This is a genomic window from Pseudomonas sp. YY-1 (assembly GCF_002843095.1).
GTDB lineage: Bacteria > Pseudomonadota > Gammaproteobacteria > Pseudomonadales > Pseudomonadaceae > Aquipseudomonas > Aquipseudomonas sediminis_A.
Map to the genome: position 1 here is coordinate 14,457 of NZ_PJLX01000016.1, position 17,176 is coordinate 31,632.

The window sequence follows — 17,176 nt, forward strand, 5'->3', positions numbered from 1 at the left end:
CGCTCTTAGGCCATAACACCACGCGAGTTGGATTCGAATCATGGAAATAAGCAGGCATCTCAAGCCCAGCCTTAGCCCGGCCAGCGACGCTCCGGCACAGGTACAGAACGCCCGTGCGCAGTCGAGCGGCAATGCTCGTGCGAGTGTCAGCCAGGAGCCGAGTCTGGAGCAGCTGCAAGACGCCTTGCGCAGCCTCCCCGAAGTCGACCTGGACAAGGTTGCCCAGCTCAAGGCGGCGCTGGCCCGCGGCGAACTGAGCAGCGATCCGGCCGCGCTGGCCGGCAGCATGCTGACCTATCACAGCGGTAGCGATGCGTGACCACCGCGCGTGAGCAACAGCTGCTGCTGGTCGTCGAGCAGGACCTGGAGCGGGACTGCGCCGACTACCTGGTTCTGCGCGGGTTGATGCAGGAGCTGTATCAGCAGTTGCTCAAGCGCGACAGCCAGCAGATCGATCTGCTCAACGAGCAGATCCTGCCGCTGGTCGATCAGGCCAAGGCCCGCGCCGAACGCCGCAGCAAGGTACTGACTGCCTTCGCGCTGGGCAGCGGTCATAGCGCGATGCAGAAGCTGCTGGCGCGTTATCCACAGAGCCAGCGCAACCACCTTGCTCACACCTGGGAGCAGCTCGGCCAACTGGCCGGCCAGTGCAAACGTCTGAACGAGCGTAACGGCAAGCTGCTGGCCATGCATCACGAGATTCTCGAACAGCTGCTCGGCGAGCCGGGCTCGGCGCAGTTGTACGCGCCTCAGCCGTATTGAGTTGCGGCTAACGCCCCTCCCACACGGGCGATTGCCAGCATCTGAGTCGAGGGCTGCACTGTGGGAGGCGCTTCAGCGGCGACTGCCTTCGTGTGCAAAAAGCGACTATCGCGCCGTGCTAGACTCGCGCGCTTCCGATCTGTAGTGACTTCTTGCCGTGCCTCACGCCGCTCTCGCCCATCCGCCGCGCTGGCTCACCAATGCCCAGTTGCATCCGCAGCCTTGTGCCGGTGTGCGCGACTGGCTGTTCAACGAGGATTCACTGACCCGGCGCCTGACCGCGCTATCCGACGAGGGTTTCTCGGTGACGCCGCTGCAGGAGGGTTGGCAGCGCCTGCGCAGTGACGAATGTGCACTGCTCGGCGTGGCCGATGGCAGCCAGGGTTGGGTGCGCGAGGTGTACCTGCGTGGCCACGGGCAAGCCTGGGTATTCGCCCGCAGTGTCGCCGCGCGCAGTGCGTTGGAAGGTTCCGGCTTGAATCTGGCCGAGCTGGGTAGTCGCTCGCTGGGCGAGCTGCTGTTCAGTGACCGGGCCTTTGATCGGGGCGAGTTGCAAGCCTGCCGTTATCCAGCGGCCTGGCTGCCGCAGGAGGTGCGCGAAGAGCGCCTGTGGGCACGGCGCTCGTGCTTCAGCCGGGGGCCGTTGGGGGTGCTGGTAGCAGAGGTGTTCCTGCCGGACTTCTGGCGGGCGGCGGGCATCGAGGCCTAGCGTTCGCATTAGCATTGTCTACTCAGGCTAATCCCTGTTGTTTGTCAGGCACATGGCGTACTGCTTCGCGAGTACGCCCTACACGCTGCATGGATGCAGGAGGTAAAGCGACGCAGGAAGCCAAAGCCGAGTAGGCTCTACGCGTTGAACCGCTTGTCGCGGTGAGCATCGCCGCTAAAGCGCCTCCCACACACGCTTCCTCGTATAATCCGCGCAACCTGCACGGAGACGCCTCGATGTACACCCGCCTGCTGCAATCGACCACCCGCCTGCACCCGCGCGCCTGGGATTTCATTCAGTTGATGCGCCTGGACAAGCCCATCGGCATTTATCTGCTGCTGTGGCCGACCTTGTGGGCGCTGTGGGTGGCGGCCGAAGGCGTGCCGAGCGCGAAGAACCTGTTCATTTTCGTCGTCGGCGTGATCCTGATGCGCGCCGCCGGCTGCGTGATCAACGACTACGCCGACCGCAACTTCGACGGCCACGTCAGCCGTACCAAAGCGCGACCGCTGGCTAGCGGTAGGGTCAAGCCGCGCGAGGCGCTGGTGCTGTTCGCCGTGCTGGTGGCGCTGAGCTTCATGCTGGTGTTGTTCACCAATGCCACCACCATCTGGCTGTCATTCGGCGGCCTCGCCTTGGCGGCCTGCTACCCCTTCATGAAGCGCTACACCTTCTACCCGCAGGTGGTGCTCGGCGCGGCCTTCTCCTGGGGCATGCCGATGGCCTTCACCGCCGAGACCGGCAGCCTGCCGCCGGAGGCCTGGCTGCTGTACATCGCCAACCTGCTGTGGACCGTGGCCTACGACACCTACTACGCCATGGCCGACCGTGAGGACGACCTGAAGATTGGGGTGAAATCCACGGCCATTCTGTTCGGTGACGCCGACCGGCTGATCATCGCCATCCTGCAGGGGCTGGCGCTGCTCTGCCTGCTGCTGGCTGGCGCGCGCTTCGAGCTGGGCCTGTACTTCCACCTCGGTCTGCTGGTGGCCGCCGCCTGCTTCGCCTGGGAGTTCCACGTGACCCGCCGTCGCGAGCCGTTGGTGTGCTTCAACGCCTTCCTGCACAACCACTGGGCGGGGCTGGCGATCTTCATCGGGATCGTGCTGGATTACGCGTTGCGTTAAGTGCTGCCGCGCATCTGTCATATCGTTGCAATAATTTCGTTATCTAATGCGGCGCAGACAGAGAACGAATAGAGGCTAAGGCCCCATGGTTGGCAAGAATATCCTGATCGTCGATGACGAAGCACCGATCCGCGAAATGATTGCGGTGGCCCTGGAGATGGCCGGTTACGAGTGCCTGGAGGCGGAAAATACCCAGCAGGCCCACGCCGTGATCGTCGACCGCAAACCCGATCTGATCCTGCTCGACTGGATGCTACCCGGCACCAGTGGCATCGAGTTGGCGCGCCGGCTCAAGCGCGATGAGCTGACCAGCGATATCCCGATCATCATGCTCACCGCCAAGGGCGAAGAGGACAACAAGATCCAGGGGCTGGAAGTCGGTGCCGACGACTACATCACCAAGCCGTTCTCGCCGCGTGAACTGGTGGCCCGCCTCAAGGCCGTGCTGCGCCGTGCCGGCCCAAGTGATGGCGAGGCGCCGATCGAAGTTGGCGGCCTGTTGCTCGACCCGATCAGCCACCGGGTGACCATCGACGGCAAACCTGCCGAGATGGGCCCGACCGAATACCGTCTGCTGCAGTTCTTCATGACCCATCAGGAGCGCGCCTACACCCGTGGTCAACTGCTCGATCAGGTCTGGGGCGGCAACGTCTACGTCGAGGAACGCACCGTCGACGTGCATATTCGTCGCCTGCGCAAGGCGCTCGGTGATGCCTACGAAAACCTGGTACAAACCGTGCGTGGGACTGGGTATCGTTTCTCCACCAAAGGTTGATCGCTGACGCGGTGCTTCTGCGCACTCGCTCTTCTGACAAGGATGCGCTCCATCGTGAATCAAGACTGGCGTGGCGCCGTGGTGCGTCGGCTGTTGCTGTTGATCGGTGCCTGCCTGCTGCTGGGCTTCATCACCGGCCAGTACGCCTGGGTGTTGGCCTGCGGTCTGGCCATTCATCTGGGCTGGACCCTCAGCCAGTTGCTGCGCCTGCACAAATGGCTGCGCGAGCACAAACCCGACGAACCGCCGCCGGATGGCTACGGCCTGTGGGGCGAGGTGTTCGACAGCATCTATCACCTGCAGCGCCGCAACCAGAAGGCTCGCGGCCGCCTGCAGGCAGTGATCGATCGTGTGCAGGAGTCCACTGCGGCGCTCAAGGACGCCGTGGTGATGCTCGACAGCCAGGGCAACCTGGAGTGGTGGAACCGCGCCGCCGAGACCCTGCTGGGTCTCAAGACGCCGCAGGACAGCGGCCAGCAACTGGCCAACCTGGTGCGCGACCCGCGTTTCAAGGAGTACTTCGAGCGCGGCAATTACGCCGATGCGTTGGAGATTCCTTCACCGATCAATGATCGCCGCCGCTTGCAGTTCCATATCACCCGCTACGGTAATCGCGAGCACCTGCTGCTGGTGCGTGATGTCACCCGCCTGTATCAGCTGGAACAGATGCGCAAGGACTTCGTCGCCAACGTCTCCCACGAGCTGCGCACGCCGCTGACGGTGATCGCCGGTTATCTGGAAACGCTTCTGGACAACGTCGAGGCGATCAATCCGCGCTGGTTACGCGCATTGCAGCAGATGCAGCAACAGGGCGCGCGCATGCAGACCCTGCTCAACGATCTGCTCCTGCTCGCCAAGCTGGAAGCCACCGACTACCCGTCGGACAATCAGCCCGTGGCGGCCGACCTGATGCTGCTCTCGATCAAGAACGATGCCCAGGCATTGTCTGGTGAGCACCAGCATCGCATTACCCTGGAGGCCGATCCGCACCTGAAGCTCAAAGGCAGTGAGGCAGAGCTGCGTAGCGCCTTCTCCAACCTGGTGTTCAACGCCGTGAAGTACACTCCGGCCGGTGGCGATATTCGCATTCGCTGGTGGGGTGACGAGCAGGGTGCGCACTTGGCGGTCAGCGACACCGGCATGGGCATCGAGGCCAAGCATTTGCCACGCCTGACCGAGCGTTTCTATCGGGTCGACTCCAGCCGTGCCAGCAATACCGGTGGCACTGGTTTAGGCCTGGCCATCGTCAAGCACGTGCTGTTGCGTCATCGGGGCAATCTGGAGATCAGCAGCGTTCTCGGCAAGGGCAGCACCTTTACCTGCCATTTCGCCCCGGCGCAGGTAGTGCAGCGCACGCGCTGAGTGCTTGCATTCGGCGCGGCGAAGCTCCAACCTCTAGCGATCTTTGGCCAATCCGAACCTTCATGGACCCCTCCACGAGTCTCCCCGCTTCTGCCTACTTCGCCGATTTCGGCCTCATGCTGTTCGCCCTGTTTCTGGTTCTGCTCAACGGCTTTTTCGTCGCCGCGGAGTTCGCCATCGTGCGTCTGCGCGCGACCAAGGTCGATGCCCTGGCCGAAGCCCATGGCTGGCGCGGACATATTCTGCGCACCGTACACAACCAGATGGACGCCTACCTCTCGGCCTGTCAGCTGGGGATCACCCTGGCGTCGCTGGGCCTTGGCTGGGTCGGTGAGCCGGCCTTCGCCGAGCTGCTGACGCCGCTGCTGGTAGCCGTTGGCGTGGAGTCACCCAAGCTGATTCACGGCATCGCCTTCTTCACCGCGTTCTCGATCATTTCCTACCTGCACATCGTCATCGGCGAGCTGGCGCCCAAGTCCTGGGCGATTCGTAAACCGGAACTGCTGTCGTTGTGGACGGCCGCGCCGCTGTACGCCTTCTATTGGCTGATGTACCCGGCGATCTTCGTGCTCAACGCCAGCGCCAACGCCATTCTGCGTATCGCCGGGCAGGGCGAGCCGGGGCCGCACCACGAGCATCACTACAGCCGTGAAGAGCTCAAGCTGATCCTGCATTCCAGCCGTGCCACCAGCGACAACGACCAGGATTTGCGCGTGCTGGCTTCGGCGGTCGAGCTGGGCGAGCTGGAGGTGGTGGACTGGGCCAACTCGCGTGAAGACCTGATCTTCCTCGAGCTCAATGCCAGCCTGGATCAGGTGTTCACCACCTTCCGCCGCCACAAGTACAGCCGCTACCCGATCTTCGACGAGAGCAAGGGCGAGTTCGTCGGCGTGCTGCATATCAAGGACCTGCTGCTGCACCTGTCACTGCTGGAGATGTTGCCGTCGGCGCTCAAGCTGGCGGATCTGATGCACCCGCTCGAGCGCGTCAGCCGGCACATGCCGCTGTCGCAATTGCTCGAGCAGTTCCGCCAGGGCGGCGCGCACTTCGCCCTGGTCGAAGAGGCCGACGGCAAGGTGATCGGCTACCTGACCATGGAGGACGTGCTCGAAGCACTGGTCGGCGATATTCAGGACGAACACCGCAAGGCCGAGCGCGGCATTCTTGCCTACCAGCCGGGCAAGCTGCTGGTGCGTGGCGACACGCCGCTGGCCAAGGTCGAGCGCCTGCTCGGCGTCGACCTCGACCATATCGAGGCCGAGACCCTCGCCGGCTTGATCTACGAGACGCTCAAGCGCATGCCTGATGAAGAGGAAGTGCTGGAAACCGATGGCCTGCGCATCATCGTCAAGAAGATGAAGGGGCCCAAGGTGGTCCTCGCCAAGGTGGTCAAGCTGGACTGAGTCCGCAAGGCGCCAACTGAAGGCGCCTCTCTCGGCGAAGGGGGTCAAAACGGGCTGTCTATCCGGTCAACATTTCTCCCTCCGATCCAGGCCTGTTCAGGGCTTGTTCAGTTTCGAGACCGCTCGTCAGGTTTGGCGAATGACTCCCTGCATCGCAAGTCTAGGTACTTGCGTCCCACCTCCCGGTGGGCGGCGTTATCCACTCATTGCCAAGGAAATCGTCATGCAGCTGTCCAGCATAACCCCCAAAGCAACACTCGCCCTGTGCCTGGCGGGCGCCTCGCAGGCCTATGCAGACTCGGTCACCGACCCAATCTCGACCTTCGGTGTCATCGCTTCGCACAACCAGTACAAGCTCACCGTGGACGATGAAAGCGACAAGGAGCGCCTCAACCAGGGCGGCCTGTTCTACCACTTCGGTAACAAGCTGACCGGGCAGGAGGGCTTCATCTACCAGGCGGGGATCGAAGGCCAATACCGTGACAAGGACGATGTGGAATACAAGTCCGCACGCGCCGACATCGACCTTGGTCTGCGTGCCGCGTTGAGCACCAACAATTACGTCGACGTGATCGTCGGTGGCGGCTACGACTGGGGCCGTATCGAGCAGAACAACGTCGGCCCGCTCGACAGTAACGTCAAGCTGACCAGCAAGTCGCCCTTCGCCAAGGCCGGCCTCGGCTACAACTACCTGACGCCGGACTACACCCTGCGCCTGGAAGTGGGTGCGCGTTATTCCATCAACTCCGAAGCGCGTCTGAAGGTCGATGGCGACAGCGACTCCGTGGACCTCAAGGACAAGGTCAATCCTTACGGCGAGCTGACCGTGCTGTGGAACAAGGGCATCAATAGCCTGCCGATCAGCACCAGCCTCTACTACACCCAGACCCGCTATGAGCTCGACAGCAATAGTGCTGTTGCCGAGCGCAGCAAGCTCAAGCAGGAGCAAGTCGGCCTGCGCGTAGGCCTGGCGTTCTAAGCGCCTCCTGGACCGCCTGGCCTGCCAGGCGGTCCACCCTGATTGCCGCATTGCATCTTTCCCCTAACCTCCGAATGGCTGACTGAACCTCATCTGGCCAGCGCGTACCTGATCCAGTAGGGTGTCATCCCGCTATCTGGGGCGGCGGCCGGTGGGTCGTCGCGTCGTTTTCATCGTGAGGAAAGAGCGCATGAGTGCACCCGTCGTCATCATCGGCACCGGCCTGGCCGGCTATAACCTGGCCAAGGAATGGCGCAAGCTAGACACCCAGACGCCTCTGCTGCTGATCACCGCTGACGACGGCCGTTCCTACTCCAAACCGATGCTGTCCACCGGTTTCGGCAAGAACAAGGATGCCGACGGCCTGGCCATGGCCGAGGCGGGCGCCATGGCTGAGCAGCTCAACGCGGAAATTCGCACCCATACCCGTATCACCGGAATCGACCCCGGCCACAAACGCTTGTGGATCGGTGAGGAAGCCGTGCCGTACCGTGACCTGGTACTGGCCTGGGGCGCCGAGCCTATTCGCGTCCCGGTAGAGGGTGATGCCCAGGATGCACTGTTCCCGATCAATGACCTGGAAGACTACGCGCGCTTTCGCAGCGCAGTGGCCGGCAAGCGTCGCGTCCTGATTCTCGGCGCCGGGCTGATTGGTTGCGAGTTTGCCAACGACCTCAGTGCCGGCGGCTATGAGGTAGAGCTGTTGGCACCCTGCGAGCAGGTGATGCCCGGTCTGTTGCATTCGGCGGCGGCCTCTGCCGTACAAGCCGGTCTGGAGGGGCTGGGCGTACGTTTCCATCTCGGCCCGGTGCTGGCGAGTCTTGACCGCCAGGGGGACGCGCTGCAGGCCTCGCTGTCCGACGGCAGCCTGATCCAGTGCGACGCGGTGGTCTCGGCTGTGGGTCTGCGTCCGCGCACCGCGCTCGCTGCGGCAGCCGGTCTCGACATCAATCGTGGGGTGATGGTCGATCGCCAGCTGCGCACCTCGCACGCCAACATCTATGCCCTGGGCGATTGCGCCGAGGTCGATGGTCTCAATCTGCTTTACGTCATGCCGCTGATGGCTTGTGCCCGGGCCCTGGCCAAGACCCTGGCTGGTGAGCCCACGGCGGTCAGCTACGGACCGATGCCGGTGACGGTAAAGACCCCGGCATGCCCGTTGGTGGTCTCGCCACCGCCGCGTGGCAGCCAGGGCGAATGGACGGTTGAAGGCACCGGCAGCGACATCAAGGCGCTCTGCCGCGAGGCCTCTGGGGCGCTGCTCGGCTATGCGCTGACCGGTGCCGCGGTGCAGGAAAAACTGGCACTGAACAAGGAATTACCAGCGCTACTGGCATGATTGCCTGTCGTTCTGTCGGATACGCCACGAAATTGCCTGGTTAAAGTGGCGGGCGACACTGGCGCAGTGCGATGCGGCATGCCATTCTCCCAAGGGTCTGCCGCAGCGCAGAGCTGTTGCGGCGCCTTGGGCGCTGTTCTGGAAGGACAGCACGGACACAACAACAAAAAACCGTCAAAGAGGCAATTATGCGTAAACCGGAACTCGCCGCCGCCATCGCCGAAAAGGCTGATCTGACCAAGGATCAGGCCAATCGTGTACTCAACGCCGTACTGGAAGAAATCACCGGCGCACTGAACCGCAAGGACAGTGTGACCCTGGTTGGCTTCGGTACTTTCGTCCAACGCCACCGTGGCGCCCGTACTGGTAAGAACCCGCAGACCGGTCAGCCGGTGAAGATCAAGGCCAGCAACACCGTCGCCTTCAAACCGGGCAAGTCCCTGAAAGACGCGGTCAACTGAGCCCGTTACCCGGAGCCGCTCGGCTCCGGGTTCCCCTTGCGCAGCCACGCTGCGAAATTGGCAGATACAGCCATGCTTTAGATGGGCTGTAGTCCTGCAAGAAAACCACTACAATGCGCGGCCATCATCTTCGATCACGAGAGCCTGTGCATGAAATTCCGTTTTCTTCTGTGGATGCTGGGCCGCCTGATGGCCAAGGCCAGTCGTGAAAATCCGGCGTTCCGCCAGCAGCTCGAAGGTCGCGATATGGTCTTCCAACTGCACACCCTGGACGGCAAGGTCGCACGCCACTTCATCGTGGCTGGGCAACGCGTCACCAGCAAGCGCGGTACCGCCAAGGACCCCGCGTTCGCCATCGGTTTCAAGGATGGCGCCTACGGCTTCGCAACCATGACCGCGAAGAACAAGCAGCTGGCCTTCATGCAGGGCATCCAGAACAAGGACATCCAGATCCAGGGCAACCCGGCGCTGGTCATGTGGTTCCAGGGCCTGACCAAGTACTTGGTGCCGAAGAAGAAGACCGAGGCGCCGAAAAAGGCCGCCTGATCAGCACTGATGCGCGTCGCGGCTGGCCGCGACGCCACGCTTTGGTTAGGCTTCCAGGCACGTTCCTGTGGAAAGCCTGACCATGCGTCTTTTCCTGTTACCTCTGCTGTTGCTGGCCGCCACCACCGCACGGGCCGAGTCGGCGTCTGCCAAAACCCTCTTACCACTGTTCGAGCTCGCCGGTATCCATCTGCTCTGCGAGCAGAGCGCGCCGTTGGTGCAGCGTGGCCAGGATGAGGCCGAACAGAAGCGCATCGCTCAGCTGTTCGCTGGTGAGGCTTTTTGTCTGGACCTGGCCAAGCGCGTCGGGGCCCGCTTCGATGCCGTGCAGGGTGAGCAGGCTCGCGAGCGCCTCGATAGCCCGCTGGCGCAGCGCTTCACCGCTGCCGAGCGTGCCGTCGGTGACCAGCCCGAAGGCCTGGCTGAATACCGTCAGCGCCTGCAGGAACAGCCGCCACGAGGTGCGCGTCTTGACCTGGTCAAGCGTCTCGATGCGGCCGCGCGTACAACCGAACTGGCCAGCCTGCTGCGTTATGAAGTCGGCAAGACCCAGGCATTGTTGGCACTAAAGGCGCGGGGCGAGAATCTCAGCGAGACCGAACTGCAGGCGCAGACGCAAAAGCAGGCGGATGCCATCCGCCAGTCCAGCGAGCAGGCGGTGGAAACCTTCATGTTCTATGCCTACCGGCAGATGCCCAGCGATCAACTCGCCGAATACGCAGCGCTCTACGAGCATTCCAGTGTCAGCCAACTGCTCGCCATCAGCCTGGAAGTGGTGCCGCAACTGTTTGCCGAGCGTCGGGAGAAGCTGCGCAAGACGGCGGGCAATTTGTAAGGGGCGTCGGCCGCTCGGTGCGAGGCGAGCAGCCCATCCTTGAGGGTTAGGGAGCTAGCAGCCGCTCATTGCGGCTGCTGATACTGCGCTGCCAGTTCACGCAAGGCGACCTCGGCGCTGAGTACCTTGCTCACTGCGTCCTCGGCTTTTTCCCGGCTCAGCCCCAGGGCCTCGAACAGCTCATCAGGAATCTCGCTCTGCGGCCCGGCACCTATACCCCGGTTGCGCAGCAGGCTGACGGCCAGGCACACCAGGTTGGGGAAGGCCGCGCTGTCGCCGGCATAAGATGGGTCGTGCTGAAAGCGCAGGGCGCTGGATAGCTCTTCCGGCATATCCCAATGGCGCATCAGCCAGGCACCGATCTGCTCGCGAGTGATGCCCAGCAGGTGCTGCTCGATGTACCCGGCAGACAGGTGCGGGTTGACCTCCAGGTGGCGGCAGATCAGCGAGAAGTGCGGTGGGAAGACGTGCGCGAGCACCAGATAACCGAAGTTGTGCAGCAAGCCGGCCAGGTAGGTCAGGCCGGCTTCAGGGCGCTGCGCGCGCGGCATGGCGCGGGTCAGGCCTTCGATCACTGCGGCGGTATAGATCGCTTGCTGCCAGTAGGGTGTGGCGTGCTGCGGCTGATCCTTGGGCAGGCTCAGGGTCTTGCCCAATGCCAGGCCGAGAGCCAGGTTGATCACCAGGTCGAAGCCCAGTACGCGGACGATGGCATCTTCCACCGAGCGAATCTTGCCGGGCGCGGCGTAGTAGGGCGAGGCTGCCCAGCTGACCACCTGGGCTGCCAGCGCGGGATCGGTTTCGACCACGCCGGTGATGTCGTCCACTGTGGCGTTGGGGTCGACGCGCAGCTTGATGATCTTCTGTGCGGTTTCCGGCAGCGGCGGAATCTCGATGGTTTCTTCCAGGCGCTGTTGGATGCGGCGTGCGGTAAAGGCCTGCACGGCCTGGGTGATTTCCGCGCGGTCATCATGCGGGCGATCGAGGTTCGGTCTGATCGCACTGACCGGCTCACCGAAACGCGCGGCGCTGGCCTTGCTCAGCAGCGCCTTGAAGGCTTCGGTGGGGATTTCCAGCAATACGCCAGGCTGGCCGGACTCGATCAGCAGGCTGGGCACCTGCAGCAGGCGTTCTTCGTACAGGCAGGGCGAACTGGTCAGGGGCGGCAAGCCGGGCAGGGCGGCCAGATTGTGCTTGCCGAGCATGCGCTCCAGGCGCTCCGGTTTGACCGCGGTGAGCTGGCGCCCAGTCAGTTCGGCCAGGCGCGACAGATCGAGCATGTGGCTACGCGGGTAGAGCACCAGCAGGGCGCCGATGGCGTCGTCCACCAGCACGGCCTGCAGGCGTGCCTCGCTTGGCTGACCCGGTCGCTCCGCGCATACCTGGTAGGGTACGGCGAGTTTCTCCAGCAGTTGCACAATCACAGCGGGTGCTTGTGCAGTGGCGTTGGCGGCGAGGGCGGCTTCAGTCATATCGATATCCAGCGTTGGCGCATGTGCCCCGGAGTATAACCAGCGAGGATTTGCGCGAAGGTTCGTGGCGACGGTTGTCCTGTGAACAGGTTCACACTTGACCGTATTGCTGGCCGTGACGCAACCAGCGTTCCAACAATGGAGCCACATGTTGTGGCCAATGTTCCAAAAGTGCCTGCGCGGCATCGCGTACAGCGGGCAGCAGGTCGGCATCGCGCATCAGGTCGGCGACCTTGAACTGCAGCAGACCGGTCTGCCGGGTGCCGAGCATTTCACCGGGACCGCGCAGTTCGAGGTCCTTCTCGGCAATGATGAAACCGTCGGTGGTCTCGCGCATGATCGCCAGGCGCTCGCGGCCAAGCTGCGACAACGGCGCATGGTAGAGCAACACGCAATGGCTGGCGGCGCTACCGCGACCGACTCGGCCGCGCAACTGGTGCAGCTGGGCCAGGCCGAGGCGTTCGGGGTTCTCGATGATCATCAGGCTGGCGTTGGGCACATCGACGCCGACCTCGATCACTGTGGTGGCCACCAGTAACTGCAGCTTGCCCTGCTTGAACTCATCCATCACCGCGGCCTTCTCGGCCGGTTTCATGCGCCCGTGGATCAGCCCGACGCGCAGCTCGCCCAGTGCCGCGGAAAGCTCCTCGAAGCTGGTTTCGGCGGCCTGGCAGGTAAGTTCTTCGGATTCTTCGATCAGGGTGCATACCCAGTACGCCTGGCGCCCCTGCTGGCAGGCATTGCGTACGCGCTCGACCACCTCGATGCGGCGGCTGTCGGCGATCACCAGGGTATTGACCGGTGTACGCCCTGGCGGCAGTTCGTCGAGGATCGAGGTGTCCAGGTCGGCGTAGGCGCTCATCGCCAGGGTGCGTGGGATGGGCGTGGCAGTCATGATCAACTGGTGCGGGCTGAGGCGTCCGTCGATGCCTTTCTGTCGCAGCGCCAGGCGTTGTTGCACACCGAAGCGGTGCTGTTCGTCGATGATCACCAGGGCCAGGCGCTTGAACTTCACTTCGTCCTGGAACAGGGCATGGGTGCCGACTACCATCGGACAGCCGCCGGCAATCTGCTCCAGAGCGGCGGCGCGGGCTTTACCCTTGAGCTTTCCGGCCAGCCAGGCGACTTCCAGGCCAAGCGGTGCCAGCCATTTGCTGAAGTTTAGAAAGTGCTGCTCGGCGAGGATTTCGGTCGGCGCCATCAGAGCCACCTGATAGCCGGCCTCCAGTGCTTGTAGCGCAGCCAGTGCCGCGACCACCGTCTTGCCGGCGCCGACATCACCCTGTACCAGACGCAGCATCGGTTCGCTCTGCGCCAGGTCGTAGGCGATCTCGGCGCCCACGCGCTGCTGCGCGCCGGTGGGGGCGAAGCCGAGGTTGGCGAGGTACTGTTGCGGCAGTTTCTTCGCTGGCGGTAGCGCCGGTGCTTGCTGCGCGCGCACCTGTTCACGCAGGCGCTGCAGGGACAGCTGGTGAGTCAGCAACTCTTCGAAGGCCAGGCGGTGTTGCGCCCAGTGACGGCCCTCGGCGAGCTCCTCGACATCGGCGTCCGGTGGCGGCCGGTGCAGGTACCGTATAGCCTCGTCCAGCGGCGCCAGGCGATAGTCGCGGGCCAACTCCTCGGGCAGCCAGTCTGGCAGACTGCGCGGGCCGAGACGTGCGAGTGCCTGCTGGCTGAGCTGGCGCAGGCGCTGTTGGGTCAAACCTTCGGTGGTCGGGTAGATGGGCGTCAGGCTCTGCTCCACCGGGGCCGGTTCGTCGCCGCTCTGTGCGCGGTACTCCGGGTGGTAGATTTCCAGGCCGGTGGCGCCGGGGCGCACTTCACCGTAGCAGCGCAGGGCGGTGCCGCGCTTGAGGCCGTCCTTCTGCGCCTGGCTGAAGTGAAAGAAGCGCAGGCTCAGCGTGCCGCTGCCGTCCTGCAGGCGCACCAGCAGGCTGCGCCGCCGGCCCATGACCACATCGGCGCCGGCAACGATGCCCTCGACCACCGCATCCTGTCCCGGGCGCAGCGCGCCGATGGGGGTGATGCGGGTGCGATCCTGGTAGCGAAGCGGCAGGTGGAACAGCACATCCTGCAGGTTTTCCAGGCCGACCTTGGCCAGCTTCTCGGCCAGGGCGGCGCCTACGCCTTTGAGCGCGGTGACGGAAACCGCTGCCAGCTCGCCCACTGTTGGCCTCAGACTGCCTTGGTCTGCGGACTGCGGGCGACCGAGCAGAGGCGGATGGAGTCGGCCAGCACTTCAATGGCGTTTGGTCGCGGGAAGCTGGCGCGCCAGGCGATAGCCACGGTACGGAACGGCACCGGTGCGCTGAGAGGACGGACTTCGATCACGCCGGGCGCATAGTGGTGGCTGTCCACCGCCGAGAACGGCAGGATCGATACGCCAAGGCCGGAGGCGACCATATGGCGGATGGTCTCCAGCGAGCTGGACTCCACGGTGGTGTGCTTGCCGTGGTCATCACCGCCCTTGCGCAGGGTCGGACAAGCCTCCAGCACCTGGTCGCGGAAGCAGTGGCCTTCGCCTAGCAGCAGCAGGCTCTTGTCGTTGAGCAGCTTGGTGTCGATGGTCTCCATCGCTGCCCAGGGGTGGCCGGTCGGCAGCAGGGCGTAGAACGGTTCGTCGTACAAAGGCTTGGTCAGTACATCGGCCTCGTGGAACGGCAGGGCGATGATGATGGCGTCGAGTTCACCGGTGCGCAGTTTGTCGCGCAGGATATGGGTGAAGTTTTCCTCGATGTACAGCGGCATGTCCGGGGCGACCCGGTGCAGCTGTGGAATCAGATGCGGGAACAGATAAGGGCCGACGGTGTAGATGGCGCCAATCTTCAGCGGCGCGGTCAGCTGGTTCTTGCCGGCCTGGGCCAGCTCGCGAATACCCTGGGCCTGCTCCAGCACCTTCTGCGCCTGGGTGACGATGCCTTCACCGACCGGGGTCAGCCGCACGGCGCTCTTGCTGCGCTCGAAGATCAGCACGCCAAGCTCGTCCTCCAGCTTTTTCACGCCCACCGACAGGGTCGGTTGGCTGACATGGCAGCGCTCGGCGGCGCGGCCGAAATGCTGTTCCTGGGCGAGGGTGACGATGTACCGCAGTTCGGTGAGGGTCATAGTGTTTATCCATTAAATTGCCGACAAGCATAGCCTTTGCTAACAGATGAACCAACCGGGCTAATAGCCTGTTGCAAAACTATCTCGCCATTGGCGTATGCATCGCCCTATCACCAGCACTCTTGCGGCGCGCTGACGGCTGCAAACGGCCTGTTACACTGCGCCGTCGCCTAGAAGTCGTGGAGAAAAGCATGTCGGGATGCAACAGCCTGCTGATTGCCGGATGCGGGGACGTCGGTACCCGTCTTGGCCTGCGTATGGCCGAACAGGGCTGGCGTGTGCTGGGCATGCGCCGCAACGTGGCCGCGTTGCCAGCTGCCATCGAACCGTTGGCGGGCGACCTGCATGCCGATGCCTGTCCGCCGGATTGGCCGCAGGGGCCGCTGGATTACCTGGTGTATTGCGCGGCGGCCATCCAGCACGACGAAGCGGGCTATCGCGCCGCTTATGTCGATGGCCTGCGCCGTGTGCTGGGCTGGCTGGCGCAGCATGGCCAGCGACCACGGCGCATCCTGTTCGCCTCCAGCAGCGGAGTGTATGGGCAGCAGGAGGGCGAATGGATTGACGAAGATTCTCCGGCCGAGGCCCAGAGTTTCTCTGCGGTGATCATGCGTGAGGCCGAGCGCGTCGCGCTGGACAGTGGCCTGCCGGCGACCACGGTGCGTTTGACCGGTCTTTATGGCCCCGGCCGTGAGTGGTTGCTGAGCCAGGTGCGCGGTGGCTATCGCGTTAGCGAGACGCCGCCGCTGTACGGCAACCGCATTCATGTCGATGACGCAGCGGGGCTGCTCGCTACGCTGTTGCAGGCAGACGTTGCCGGTAAGCCATTGGCCGATTGCTATCTGGGTGTCGATGACGAGCCGGCGCCACTACACGAAGTAGTCGCTTGGCTGCGTGAGCAACTGGGCGTGAGCCACTGGAGTGACGAGCAGCGCGTGCGCCGCGCCGGCAGCAAGCGTTGCCGCAATGCCCGCGCTCGCGCGCTGGGTTGGGCGCCGCAGTATCCCAGCTACCGCGAGGGCTATGCGGCGATTCTGCGGGACCAATGAAAAGTCAGGCCTGCAATGATCAGCGGCGTTTGAGCAACCAGCGTTGTGGGCCGGGCTGGTACTCGGGCATTTCGTCGAACTGGGCACGGTTCTGTGCTTCGAAGATGCGCAGCTGATTGCCTTCATGCACGAATAGCCAGGGGCTACCCTGGTCGCCAGCCTGCAGCCAGAGGCTGTCATGTTCGCCGCTCATGGCCGCGCAGTCGCCCGCCAGACACAGGGCGAAGCGTTCGGCGCCGGGCAGGCCCTGCACCTGCCCGTCGCTGTTGAAGCGCACCAGGCCGCCCTGACCCAAACCTTCTTCGATCAGCCACTCGCCGCCCAGGTAGTCGCGGTACAACGCCTGTTCAAAGCTGCTGCCCAGGGCCTTGGATTCGCTGGGGTTGTCGACGCGGGTAAAGTGCTGCTCGGGCCAGTAACCGCTGGCGATCTGTACCAGCTCGCCATTCTGTACCGCCAGTTGTTCCTTGTAGTCGCCGTAGAAGGTGACTTGCCAACGGCCCTCACCGGCGCTTTGCAATTTGCCCTCGGCCAGCTCGAAGCCATTGCTGTAGCTGGCCTCCTGGCGCTCGGGGGCGATGTGCCATTCGAGGTTGGGACCATAGGCGAGCAGGGCTTCGCGCAGGCGACCGCTTTCGCGGGCGGCATCGATGGCTGCCTGGTTGATCCAGGTTCCGCTCGGGTCGTTGTTGGGCTTACTGGCACAGCCGGCCAGCAGGGCCGCGCAGAGCAGCAGGGGAAGCAGACGCATGGCGATCTCCATGCTGGGAGAGGAGGGAAGAGCGGGACTCTCAGGCCCCGCTGCGGCGCTTATTCCAGAACCAGAATAGCGTCCATTTCCACCAGCGAACCACGCGGCAGAGCGGCAACGCCGATGGCGGCACGAGCCGGGTAGGGTTGTTCGAAATAGCGGCCCATGATCTCGTTGACCTTGGCGAAGTGCGAGAGGTCGGTGAGGAAGATGTTCAGCTTGACGATATCCTTGAACGAACCGCCGGCGGCTTCGGCAACGGCCTTGAGGTTCTCGAACACCTGTACGGTCTGTGCTTCGAAGCCTTCGACCAGCTCCATGCTCACCGGGTCCAGTGGGATCTGGCCGGACATGTAGACGGTGTTGCCGGCCTTGATGGCCTGGGAGTAAGTGCCGATGGCGGCTGGGGCCTTGTCGCTGGTGATGACGGTCTTGCTCATGAATCGCTCCTTGTGAGAACTGGCTGGGTCGAGCGCCCAGCCTACAGACTGGAAACAGGGG

The 17,176-nt window shown here is 63.7% G+C and carries 18 protein-coding genes; 13 read left to right on the plus strand and 5 right to left on the minus strand.

The annotated features are described in order from the left end of the window. Positions 1-40 precede the first annotated feature (40 nt). The 12 genes from flgM to CXP40_RS19805 all read left to right on the plus strand — a co-directional run bounded on the left by flgM (position 41) and on the right by CXP40_RS19805 (position 10,298). Positions 41-319 (plus strand): flagellar biosynthesis anti-sigma factor FlgM, encoded by a 279-nt coding sequence (gene flgM, locus CXP40_RS19745; RefSeq protein ID WP_106735124.1) that lies wholly within the window; start codon positions 41-43, stop codon positions 317-319. After that, positions 316-762, plus strand: a complete 447-nt coding sequence (gene flgN, locus CXP40_RS19750) for a flagellar protein FlgN (protein ID WP_106735125.1) — start codon at positions 316-318, stop codon at positions 760-762. The genes flgM and flgN overlap by 4 nt, the downstream gene beginning before the upstream one ends. A 157-nt stretch (positions 763-919) precedes the next feature. Further along, a complete protein-coding gene (locus tag CXP40_RS19755) occupies positions 920-1,471 on the plus strand; it encodes a chorismate lyase (RefSeq protein WP_106735126.1) in 552 nt (183 codons plus the stop codon). Between the two features lie 236 nt (positions 1,472-1,707). Then, complete coding sequence (gene ubiA / locus CXP40_RS19760) at positions 1,708-2,598, plus strand: 4-hydroxybenzoate octaprenyltransferase (RefSeq protein ID WP_106735127.1); 891 nt, start codon at positions 1,708-1,710, stop codon at positions 2,596-2,598. 85 nt (positions 2,599-2,683) lie between these two features. Further along, a complete protein-coding gene (gene phoB, locus CXP40_RS19765; RefSeq protein WP_024310067.1) occupies positions 2,684-3,373 on the plus strand; it encodes a phosphate regulon transcriptional regulator PhoB in 690 nt (229 codons plus the stop codon). Positions 3,374-3,415: 42 nt separating this feature from the next. Beyond that, the gene (gene phoR / locus CXP40_RS19770; protein ID WP_106735128.1) at positions 3,416-4,735 is read left to right on the plus strand and encodes a phosphate regulon sensor histidine kinase PhoR; all 1,320 of its coding nucleotides are present in this window, start codon (positions 3,416-3,418) and stop codon (positions 4,733-4,735) included. 62 nt (positions 4,736-4,797) lie between these two features. Further along, positions 4,798-6,138, plus strand: coding sequence for a hemolysin family protein (locus tag CXP40_RS19775; RefSeq protein WP_099526729.1), 1,341 nt, complete (start codon positions 4,798-4,800; stop codon positions 6,136-6,138). Positions 6,139-6,361: 223 nt separating this feature from the next. Beyond that, positions 6,362-7,117, plus strand: coding sequence for an outer membrane beta-barrel protein (locus CXP40_RS19780; RefSeq protein ID WP_106735129.1), 756 nt, complete (start codon positions 6,362-6,364; stop codon positions 7,115-7,117). A 190-nt stretch (positions 7,118-7,307) separates the two neighbouring features. Then, positions 7,308-8,456, plus strand: a complete 1,149-nt coding sequence (locus CXP40_RS19785) for an NAD(P)/FAD-dependent oxidoreductase (protein ID WP_106735130.1) — start codon at positions 7,308-7,310, stop codon at positions 8,454-8,456. A gap of 188 nt (positions 8,457-8,644) precedes the next feature. After that, entirely contained in the window at positions 8,645-8,917 is a 273-nt protein-coding gene (locus tag CXP40_RS19795; RefSeq protein WP_003242571.1) for an HU family DNA-binding protein, read from the plus strand. A gap of 150 nt (positions 8,918-9,067) precedes the next feature. After that, complete coding sequence (locus CXP40_RS19800; protein WP_099526727.1) at positions 9,068-9,463, plus strand: helicase; 396 nt, start codon at positions 9,068-9,070, stop codon at positions 9,461-9,463. 82 nt (positions 9,464-9,545) lie between these two features. Next, entirely contained in the window at positions 9,546-10,298 is a 753-nt protein-coding gene (locus CXP40_RS19805) for a hypothetical protein (RefSeq protein ID WP_177429699.1), read from the plus strand. Positions 10,299-10,363: 65 nt separating this feature from the next. Here CXP40_RS19805 and CXP40_RS19810 read toward each other — a convergent pair whose 3' ends face one another. The 3 genes from CXP40_RS19810 to CXP40_RS19820 all read right to left on the minus strand — a co-directional run bounded on the left by CXP40_RS19810 (position 10,364) and on the right by CXP40_RS19820 (position 14,875). After that, positions 10,364-11,770, minus strand: a complete 1,407-nt coding sequence (locus CXP40_RS19810; RefSeq protein WP_099526725.1) for an aminoacyl-tRNA deacylase and HDOD domain-containing protein — start codon at positions 11,768-11,770, stop codon at positions 10,364-10,366. Positions 11,771-11,861: 91 nt separating this feature from the next. After that, positions 11,862-13,937, minus strand: coding sequence for an ATP-dependent DNA helicase RecG (recG, locus tag CXP40_RS19815; RefSeq protein ID WP_106735132.1), 2,076 nt, complete (start codon positions 13,935-13,937; stop codon positions 11,862-11,864). Positions 13,938-13,945: 8 nt separating this feature from the next. Beyond that, complete coding sequence (locus CXP40_RS19820) at positions 13,946-14,875, minus strand: hydrogen peroxide-inducible genes activator (RefSeq protein WP_099526723.1); 930 nt, start codon at positions 14,873-14,875, stop codon at positions 13,946-13,948. A gap of 191 nt (positions 14,876-15,066) precedes the next feature. Between CXP40_RS19820 and CXP40_RS19825 the strand changes: the two genes are divergently transcribed. Continuing rightward, positions 15,067-15,924 carry an SDR family oxidoreductase gene (locus CXP40_RS19825; protein WP_106735133.1) on the plus strand — a complete coding sequence of 286 codons (858 nt, stop codon included), beginning with the start codon at positions 15,067-15,069 and terminating at the stop codon, positions 15,922-15,924. A gap of 19 nt (positions 15,925-15,943) precedes the next feature. Here the strand turns inward: CXP40_RS19825 and CXP40_RS19830 are convergent, their stop codons facing one another. Next, positions 15,944-16,675, minus strand: coding sequence for a hypothetical protein (locus CXP40_RS19830; RefSeq protein ID WP_106735134.1), 732 nt, complete (start codon positions 16,673-16,675; stop codon positions 15,944-15,946). 59 nt (positions 16,676-16,734) lie between these two features. Next, a complete protein-coding gene (locus tag CXP40_RS19835; protein WP_106735135.1) occupies positions 16,735-17,115 on the minus strand; it encodes a RidA family protein in 381 nt (126 codons plus the stop codon). Positions 17,116-17,176: the final 61 nt, after the last annotated feature.